The organism is Blautia sp. DFI.3.45 (genome assembly GCF_020593505.1).
GTDB lineage: Bacteria > Bacillota > Clostridia > Lachnospirales > Lachnospiraceae > Blautia_A > Blautia_A wexlerae.
The window spans coordinates 1-8,746 of record NZ_JAJDMI010000078.1 but is presented as its reverse complement, the minus strand read 5'-3'; the positions used below and the strand labels follow the sequence as shown (position 1 = coordinate 8,746).

Here is an 8,746-nt window from a genome sequence, read left to right as displayed (position 1 = left end):
GCTTCAACGCTTCATAGGTGTAATCGTCTGCGTCAGCCCCCAGAAAGTGCCGCAGACAGAAACGGATTCGTTCTGTCCCATCCCACACCAGGGTATTGAGATAGTCCCGGATGGGGTGGTACTTGTTTTCATTCGCCACAATCCCGATGGCGTTATCAATCTTTTTCTCATTGGTAAGCCCATAGGTTTCTTCCAGATAAAGAAGCAGATACTTCATATCCGTATCGTTCAGGGCGGTGCTTTCTCTTTGAAAACCGATGGGCTTTATGATGTCCTTGCGGTCGGTCAGGATGTTGTATGCGATAGCCCCGGAAAGCAGCGGGTCACGCTGGAATACGGTCAGGCAGTTCCGTATGCTCTGACGGACACCGCCTTTCTCGGTAGTTTCCAGTCCCGCCTTGATTTCCTCAACGCTCTGTGGCGGCTGCATGGCGTTCATGGTGTTTTTTAGTTCTTGCTGCGTCTGCGGCTGCAAGCTCTGCCATTCGCTGTTCAAGCTGTATCACATCCTTTCCGTAGTCCGTAATCAAAGCCGCTTTTTCCTCTGTTTCCCCGAACAGAAGCACATCCAGCAGATATTCCACTTGGGCTTGCTTCTGTAAGGCTTCCACAAACCGGGGATGAAAGGCTTCCTCTGGGGAGTGCGGGGCATATTCCTTTCTCCACACTCGGAGTAGGTGGAGATAATCGGCAAGGATACGGAAGCAGCGGTTCTTTACTTCCTGAAACTGTTCCTCCGGGGATTTCTGCCGGGGCTTGGGCTTTTTTGCCTTTCCCGGCGGTTTCCAGTCCTCATAGGAAAGCCCGAAGTCCTGTGCCAGTTGTACGGCGGCTTCTTTCTTTCCCAGCCCATACAGGGCGGCGGCAAAATCAATCACATCCCCATCCGCACCGCAGCCGAAGCAGTGGTAACGCCGATCCAGCTTCATGCTTGGGGTTTTATCGTGATGGAACGGGCAACAAGCCATCCCGTTCCGGCCTACACGGATTCCATAATGCTCCGCAGCCTGTCTTGTTGTGACGGACTGCTTCACAGCTTCAAATACATTCAAATCTATCCCTCCTTGAAAAAGGAAAAGCACCTGACATTCTCTGATTGAAAATGGCAAGTGCCTGTTAAAGTTCCATATCCTGTTGTTTGTGTTTCGTCTGTGCCGGTACAGTTCTTTGTGCTTTTTTCTCGTCAGCCTTATCCTGCAAGACTTCTTTGATAGGCTGTTTCTTGGGCTGCTCTTTGCTTTCTTCTGTGCCGGGGGTGGCTTTCCGTACCCAGTAGCGAATGTCCCGCAGCTTCTTCAAATCCTCCTGTACCTCGGTCAGCGGTGTTTTCAGGGCTGCAATTTCTTCCAGAAGCGTTTCCTGCTCCTCTTGCAGCTTCTTTTGGGTGCTGTCCTTATCGTCCGGGTGCTTGGCAAGGTAGGCGGCGGCTTTCGCATACCGGGCAACCTCCGGGTGTTCCTGGTTGAATTTCTCCTTTGTTTTCTTAAAAAATATCTTCTGGTACTTCTCATAGACAGGCTTACATTCCTTGCAGTCTGTCCGGGCAGAAAGCAGTCCGTCAATCACTTTGCTTCGGGCTTCCTTTGGCTTCATCTGACTGCGGTAATCTGCGGCTGATTTCCCGGAAGATTCCAGAAAGGCTTCCAAGTCCTCCACAGTGGAAAGCCCCTTTTGCCGGAGATAGGACAGGGCTTCGCTGACTGCCTTTAAGTCCTGTGAAGTCCCCCGATTTTGTCCAGCCCTCGTCCAGTCCTTCCGTTCTTCCTTTCGTATCTCCATATATTTCATCAGTAGATTGGGAAGAAGTGTCGCTTCCTCCGCCGCCTTTTGTGCAAGCAGTTCTTTCCGTTTTTCTCCCAGCTCGGTAATCCAGCCTTTGAGGTTTTGGATAAGCTGCCGGATGGACTTCATCAGGCGGTTGGCGGCTCTGATTTCCCGGTTCAGGTTGCCGATATTCGTCTGGATACCTCGCTTTTCCATCTGCCGGACAGCAGCACCCTCATGGACAGTAGGGATAATATCAAGCCCCTGTCTGGCATAGGAACGCAAGTCCACACGCTCCGGGCGATCATTGGCTTCCAGATAGCGGTTCTGGATGACCTCCCATTCATGCCGCCAGATTTCACAATACTTCTGGTCGTTCCAGTCCACCGTATCCTCCTTGTGGCTTTTCCACCTGCCGGATGGCAGCTTTATCCGTTCCCCGTTCTCGTCAAGGTCATAAACCTTGCGGCTCTTGGAAAGCCATTTCCCATGTTCGTCCATTGCCCTCATAGTGAGCAGGACATGGGCGTGAGGATTGTGTCCCGGCGGGTGGGGGTCATGGATGGCAAAGTCAGCAATCATGCCTTTGGAAACAAACTGTTGCTGGCAGAACTCCCGGACAAGGACAGCGTACTGGTCGGGCGGTATCTCTCTTGGAATGGTAAGCACCCACCGCCTTGCAAGCTGGGAGTTCCATTGTTTCTCCACAGCTTCGGCGGCGTTCCATAAAGTATTGCGGTCTGCATACTCCGGCGGGGCATTTGCCGGGAGCAGGATTTCATTGTGGACGATACCTCGCTTTTCTGGGTAGTGCTTCACTTCTTGGTCGTATTCACAGAACAGCTTTTCGCCGCTCTGGTAGGCAGCGGCGGCAACCGCAGACTGCTGTTGGCTACGCTGAACAATCGAGATTTCGTTGTGTGGACAGGGCATTTCGTATCCCTCCTTTCTATGCTTGGTGGATGGGGTGGCGTTTTACCACCTCATTTTGGGCAGAAAAAAAGCAGGAGACCTTTTTCAGATTTCCTGCTCGGTGTGCCGCTGTGTAAGCGGCGGGTATTTAGTTGTGAAAGTTCGGGACAAGTTGACCCGATGTGTGTAGAATAACAAACTGGATTTATTTTTCTTTACATTTTATGCCGTAATTTCCCCTACTACCATTTTCGTAGCCCCTATATATTTCATATCTTTTTCCATTTATCTCCACTTCGTCATCGTTAATAAATGTATAAGACTTACCATTTTCTTCACAATACTTTGAAATTGCTTCCATAGTTTTTGCAAGAGTTGGGTAATTGGCACTATCCTCATAAGGAACCCAAAAAGCTTTTTTAAACATATAAAATACCTCCTTCTAATTTGTTAAGTAATCCACGAATTTTCAAAGCGTTATAAAATAATAGTATCATACAGCTTCGCAAAAATCCACTTATAACTTCAAACTTGTCGGCTGGGAACAGCTTGCAACGCAAGGTGTCCCCAGATGGCAAGTCCACAAAAGGGTAGCTGGTGGTAGCCAGCGCAGGGGAAGCGTAGCGTCCCCTGTATGATTTGGAGCAGACCATGACTGCGGAAAATTACAGCCCTCCGGCGAGGAGCCTTCGGAGAACGCAATGCACCAACCTCTGGGTGGTGTATAATTGCGCCCTTAGTAAACTAAGGGGTTTCCGGCTTCTTCCGTTCCAGCAGTTTTTTCAATAGTTCCTGCGTGTCCTGCCTGTGAAAAATGAGTTTCAATAACAGCATGACATCATCATCTGTCAGGCGTTCCGGCTCTTGCAGAAAACTTTCCAGCATACCGCCACGGGTACAGAGCCGGTGCGTCCGTTCCTTTCGGGTAAGCTGCTTCAACTGGTGCTGCAACGCCTTTTCATCATTGATGGCTTTCCGCAGTTTCTTTTCGCTTTTTTCCAACTCCCGGTTGAGCTTTTCCAGCTTTGAGGTATCAGGCAAGGGCAGCGTTCTCCTTTCCCGGTATCAGCACATAAATCCTGTTTGGTTCTCCAATGCCCTGACGCACCCGCATGATAAGCCCGGCGGTTTCCAGTTCATTCAAAGAACGCTTGACCGTCATGGGGCTGCGGGACAGGACTGTAGCAATGGCTGTGACAGGGAAGCAGACAAACAGGATTCCATTTTCGTCCTCCTGCCCTTTGGACAGCATAGCGTCCAGCATCCGGCAGTACATGACCTTTGCGGTGCTGCTGACTGGAAATCCTGTCAACGCTCTGGGAAAGGGCATACAGGGCGGCAATGGTGTGTCTATCGTCATAAATTCAAAATTCATTCGGTGTGTTCCTCCTTTTTCTTTGCTCGTTTGGATAAATAACGGGGGCAGTCAATCACAACCGCCCGGAAGCTCTGCCTGCACCCATGCTGGCATTTCCGGCATAATTCGTTGTAAGTGACACGCCCCCGGTCATTGAGGTAAAAAGAAAGCTCATGCTTCCTCTTTTTGCTCATTCTCGGCATATTGCGCTTCCTCCCGTTTTAGTGTATGGTTTCGGGGCGATTTTCGGTAAAATTACAGCCATAGAGCCGCTTAAAATCTCCCGAAGTATCAGCGATAGGGTAGACTGTCCCCCTATCAGATTGTCGTGTTTCGGTATCATTTCGGTGTCAGTTCGCCAGTTCTCCCCGGTGTCGTTCCTCCCCTGAATCTCACAGCGGCGTATCGCTCCCTTTGGTACGCTCGTTTCGGTCAGGGTTCCTCCACATCCCTGCCAAAAGTCATGGCACTACATCGCCGGGGAAGCATATCCCACACAGGCTGGTCATTCGATTGGAATAATCCATCGATGAACTACCTGTATCATAGAACATTTTTGTGCCCTATGCCGTATGTCCACAAAGTAGGAATTAGGGGTAAAAATCAGAAATTTCCACGATTGCGGAATTGATATGGTATAATCAATTCAACGGTTATAAATGTTGTCAGAAGGGGGAACTGCTTCAATGAACGGAGCTACTACAATACAGGAACGGCTAAAAGATTTACGATTAAACAAAAGATTAAAACTGGAAGAACTGGCAGAGCAAACAGGTATTTCAAAATCAGCTCTTGGAAGTTATGAAAAAGATGACTATAAGGAAATCAATCATGGCAACCTTATCCTGCTGGCAGATTTTTATGGGGTGTCCCTCGATTATCTCTTTTGCCGGACAGAGAACATGGTTGAGATCAACACGCCATTAAGGGAACTGCATTTGAGTGATGAAATGGTGGCACTTCTGAAAAGCGGAAGGATTAACAACCGTCTGCTCTGCGAACTTGCCACCCATAAGGACTTTATCAAGTTTCTTGCGGATATTGAGATTTATGTGGATGGGATTGCCACCATGCAGATTCAGAATCTCAACGCCCTTGTCGATACCGTCCGGCATGAAATCATTGAACGGTATCGCCCCGGCGAAGATGACCCGCATTTGAAGGTGCTGCAAGCTGCCCATATCAGTGATGATGAATATTTCAGTCACATGGTACGGGATGACCTCAATCTCATTATCCGGGATATTCGGGAAGCTCACAAAAAGGACAGTGAAAGTGCGCCCCAGACCACCGTTGCCGATGAACTGAAAGAAAATCTGGAAGCGGTCGAAAATTTCAAGGGCAGCCGGGATGAAAAGCTCGTTGTACTTTACTGCAAACAGCTCGGCATCAACTATAAAAATCTGTCAGACGAAGAATTTCGCTGGCTGATTCGGATTCTCAAAAAGTCAAAGAAAATGGGAACGCCTATCAGCCAGAGGAAAAAACGATAAAGAAAAACCGCTGTTGCATGGTTTGTTAGCTTCCATGTAGCAGCGGTTTGTGCTGTGGTTATTCAGTTGATATTGTATAACTCCCTTTTCGGAAAAGTGTTCCCGCTGTTCATTTCCCAAATTTTAGTGTATATTCATACATTTTTTAATTTTTCGAGCAATTTGAGCAACTGTATCTTGGATTTTGCCTACTGAATATTGAGAAAATTTAGGCTGAGAATTGAAAAAGGCTATCCCTTTATTGAGACAGCCTTTTGAATTTAATTTAACTTATCTATCGTTTATTCTCTCATTCAGATTCTTCTCTGTATTCAAAGACGAACCACTTTTCATTCATATAAATTTCTATTGTATCGTCTGCTCCATACTGATAACCAAATCCACTTCCAAAATTAGACTGATTATCTTCTGTTGGTATTTCAGTTCCATCGACAGTTGATGTTATTTCTCCATCCATAGTGCCACAACGTGCATCCATGATGCTTTCTCTCCCTGTATCGTAGTATAATTTACCATCTATTCTTACCATAGGTATTCTATCCCACATGGCATTTGCTTCTGTCTGTTCTATCACGGTAATTTTATAAACCTCTCCTAATTGTGCAGGATATGATTCCATTATTTCTCCGTTATAGCTAATTTCTACGAAATCTCCAATTTGCAATTCAAGGTTCTCTTCGTTTGATATATAAAACTTATCTGCTGAATCAAGTTCCAAAGAACCATCTACCGGTTTTACTATTATTGAATCATGATTCGTTTCAATTACCGATGCCTGAAATGTTACCATTAGCGGTCTATTATCTGCCGAAGCAAGCATTTCAGTTATACAATTACCTAAAGCAGGCGTTGGTTTATAAATTCCTTGATATGGCTGTTCTACATATTCGATTCCTTTATCTACATAGTAAAAAAGAGTAGTTCCTGCCGCCCCATCACAATTTATATTGATCGTAATAGAATCTTTGTTGACCGGTGCATCATTGATTGATTGCTGACTGGTTGTTTCCATATCCATTAGCATAGATAAAAATTCATCAATAAACTCCGTAGCTTCACCTTCTGTGTTAGGTGATATAGCATATTTGTCACCGTCAGAGACACCAATCGATACAATATCCTCTCTGGCTGGCAATCTAATAGGATTCCCCTGTTCTTTTCTTCCACATGCACATAACATAATTGAAACAAAGTAGCAAAGACAAACCATACTGCATAATTTCTTTTTCATGGTCATAATCCTCCCCAAAATATATTTCGTATTATACGTTATCTAAGTGTATATTTCAATGTGTGGGAAATAGCCAGAACGTGTTTTTATGCATTGTGAATGCATGTTTATAGGCTCGTTTTCAGTGGGTACACAATTCCGAAAAGGGAGTTGTATAAAGCGATAAACTGTAAGCTATCAATCGCCACTTAGGCGTGTTTTCCCAATAACAATGTAAAACAACGGTATCATTATAATCATTGCTGCTATGATATGTACATATATGAAACTTTGTGTTCCTGTAACAAGAAACAAACTTGTTATTGTATAATTCCATAACCAATGAAATCCTGTGGGCATCCAAATACTCTTTGTAGTGTAAAACATTTCATTGGCAAATATTCCATATAGAAAAGGAAAAATAAACATTACCAGAACAGAAATATTATCGGTATTAAAAATATGTGGTAGTGTAAAAATAAGTGCAGCTATTACGCAACTCAAATACTTATTTTTACATTTTTGCAGCAACAGCCCAAAAATAATTCCTCTAAAAATAACTTCTTCAATAAAGGACACGAAAAAGTAAAATATGAATTTCCCTTTATGATTCATCAACAGTGATAAAAAATCAGTATCTTGAAGAATTATATTTGATTTGACTGATGAATAAACTATAAACAATACAATGATTGGCATTATAGCTCCAATTGCAAAATTCAGAAAATCTATTTTTCTAAAATATAACCCTATGCTTTTTAACATAACGCACCTTTTAACCTCTGATTTGTCATAATCCTGACACCATACTATTATGAATAAATTATCTCATGCAAAACAATTTCTTCTGCCCGATTGTGGATATTATTGCACCGCCGCACCCATTCCATTTGACGGGTACACTTTAATTCCTCGGTTACGCCCTCGGCAATTTTCATCTGCTCCATGATAGTGTCTAACCGTTCCTGTGCCTGTTCGTTCAGGTCTGCAAGATATGTCCACAATTCTCCGGTCAGTATCAATGTGTTCAATCTGGCTGGGTGGACTTCTCTTAAATATTCCCGGTGCATCCGTCCATACTTTCCGATGGGGCGGCGTTCTTCCGGCAGCTTCAAGTCTGGGATGTAGTAATCTCCAACAAGGATATAATCAATTCCGTTTTCCGTTATTCTTGGTTTCAATTCGCTCATGTTTTAATCTCCTCATTCTGGCTCATTTTTTTGCAAGTCTGGCTCTCCAGAAATATTGGTAAATCTTTGGTAAATTTGAGACTGAAGCACAAAAAACGCTTAAAAACGGGGCTTATGAGACGATATGAGACTTTTCATCATGCCCGGTAAATCCTGCCGTGGCAAACAAAAAGCACTCGTATCATTGCTTAAAACTCCTTGAAATGCTGTATTTACGCTGTTTACAGGCATTTTCCGATAATTTTCAATCCTGTCATTTTCCTGTATATCACAGCATAAATTCGTATATTTTCTTATCCAAATTTAGTAACTTCTTAGTAATAATCAGCCTGGAAAACAGGCTTTCTAAGAACCTTATAATCAGATTATTCTTAATTCTTTTTTCTATTATTTTATCATACTATGCCAGTTTTGCAATCCTATTCATCTCTTCTTTTGCATCAATTAATCCCAGATGCGTATATACATTTAACGTAACCCCTATATCAGAATGTCCCATTAAATATTGGAGTGCTTTCGGATTCATTCCAGCTTTCGCCATATTGGAACAATATGTATGCCTGCATACATGAGGCGTGATCTTTGGCATTTGTTCCTCATGAGTACGATTATACTTTCCTAACGCCCATTGAAAATGTCTTTCCCAATGGAGTGCTACCTCAGGTATATCTTTTTTATCCAGGAATAAAAATCGACTATATCCATCTATAATCGGCTCAACCCTTACTTTTTTACGGTTTTTCACAATCTGTTCAAAACATTCATAAACTTCATCTTTAGAAGTATAGTAACAATATTTTTCCTTAAAATCAATAATAAT

11 protein-coding genes and 1 pseudogene are annotated in these 8,746 nt (G+C 43.9%); 1 reads left to right on the top strand and 11 read right to left on the bottom strand.

The genetic code is table 11. The features are described from left to right. The 7 genes and pseudogenes from LJE09_RS16335 to LJE09_RS16305 all read right to left on the bottom strand — a co-directional run. Positions 1-439, bottom strand: a pseudogene (locus LJE09_RS16335) (virulence-associated E family protein); the annotation flags it as partial. Next, positions 408-1,052 (bottom strand): CHC2 zinc finger domain-containing protein, encoded by a 645-nt coding sequence (locus LJE09_RS16330; RefSeq protein ID WP_227311556.1) that lies wholly within the window; start codon positions 1,050-1,052, stop codon positions 408-410. The gene LJE09_RS16330 and the pseudogene LJE09_RS16335, both read right to left, overlap by 32 nt. 64 nt (positions 1,053-1,116) lie before the next feature. Continuing rightward, positions 1,117-2,697, bottom strand: a complete 1,581-nt coding sequence (gene mobQ / locus LJE09_RS16325; protein ID WP_118633969.1) for a MobQ family relaxase — start codon at positions 2,695-2,697, stop codon at positions 1,117-1,119. A gap of 184 nt (positions 2,698-2,881) precedes the next feature. Then, a complete protein-coding gene (locus LJE09_RS16320) occupies positions 2,882-3,103 on the bottom strand; it encodes a DUF4318 domain-containing protein (RefSeq protein WP_002596507.1) in 222 nt (73 codons plus the stop codon). A gap of 317 nt (positions 3,104-3,420) precedes the next feature. Continuing rightward, positions 3,421-3,717, bottom strand: a complete 297-nt coding sequence (locus tag LJE09_RS16315) for a DUF3847 domain-containing protein (RefSeq protein WP_097786106.1) — start codon at positions 3,715-3,717, stop codon at positions 3,421-3,423. Beyond that, positions 3,710-4,051: a DeoR family transcriptional regulator gene (locus tag LJE09_RS16310; RefSeq protein ID WP_008703761.1), complete on the bottom strand. Its 342-nt coding sequence runs from the start codon at positions 4,049-4,051 to the stop codon at positions 3,710-3,712. Before LJE09_RS16310 ends, LJE09_RS16315 begins: the two co-directional genes overlap by 8 nt. Continuing rightward, complete coding sequence (locus LJE09_RS16305) at positions 4,048-4,236, bottom strand: hypothetical protein (RefSeq protein WP_005930722.1); 189 nt, start codon at positions 4,234-4,236, stop codon at positions 4,048-4,050. The genes LJE09_RS16310 and LJE09_RS16305 overlap by 4 nt, the downstream gene beginning before the upstream one ends. A 483-nt stretch (positions 4,237-4,719) precedes the next feature. On the opposite strand from LJE09_RS16305, the gene LJE09_RS16300 reads away from it, so the two are divergent. Next, positions 4,720-5,526: a helix-turn-helix domain-containing protein gene (locus LJE09_RS16300; RefSeq protein ID WP_118670461.1), complete on the top strand. Its 807-nt coding sequence runs from the start codon at positions 4,720-4,722 to the stop codon at positions 5,524-5,526. Positions 5,527-5,815: 289 nt separating this feature from the next. On the opposite strand, the gene LJE09_RS16295 is transcribed toward LJE09_RS16300, so the two are convergent. The 4 genes from LJE09_RS16295 to LJE09_RS16280 all read right to left on the bottom strand — a co-directional run. Beyond that, positions 5,816-6,757 (bottom strand): DUF5301 domain-containing protein, encoded by a 942-nt coding sequence (locus LJE09_RS16295; RefSeq protein ID WP_226840178.1) that lies wholly within the window; start codon positions 6,755-6,757, stop codon positions 5,816-5,818. A 177-nt stretch (positions 6,758-6,934) separates the two neighbouring features. Continuing rightward, positions 6,935-7,501: a CPBP family intramembrane glutamic endopeptidase gene (locus tag LJE09_RS16290; protein ID WP_044952171.1), complete on the bottom strand. Its 567-nt coding sequence runs from the start codon at positions 7,499-7,501 to the stop codon at positions 6,935-6,937. A gap of 47 nt (positions 7,502-7,548) precedes the next feature. Next, positions 7,549-7,926, bottom strand: coding sequence for a TnpV protein (locus LJE09_RS16285; RefSeq protein ID WP_118632984.1), 378 nt, complete (start codon positions 7,924-7,926; stop codon positions 7,549-7,551). Between the two features lie 400 nt (positions 7,927-8,326). Next, on the bottom strand, positions 8,327-8,746 hold a 420-nt coding region (locus LJE09_RS16280), incomplete at its 5' end, for a tyrosine-type recombinase/integrase (protein WP_161298913.1).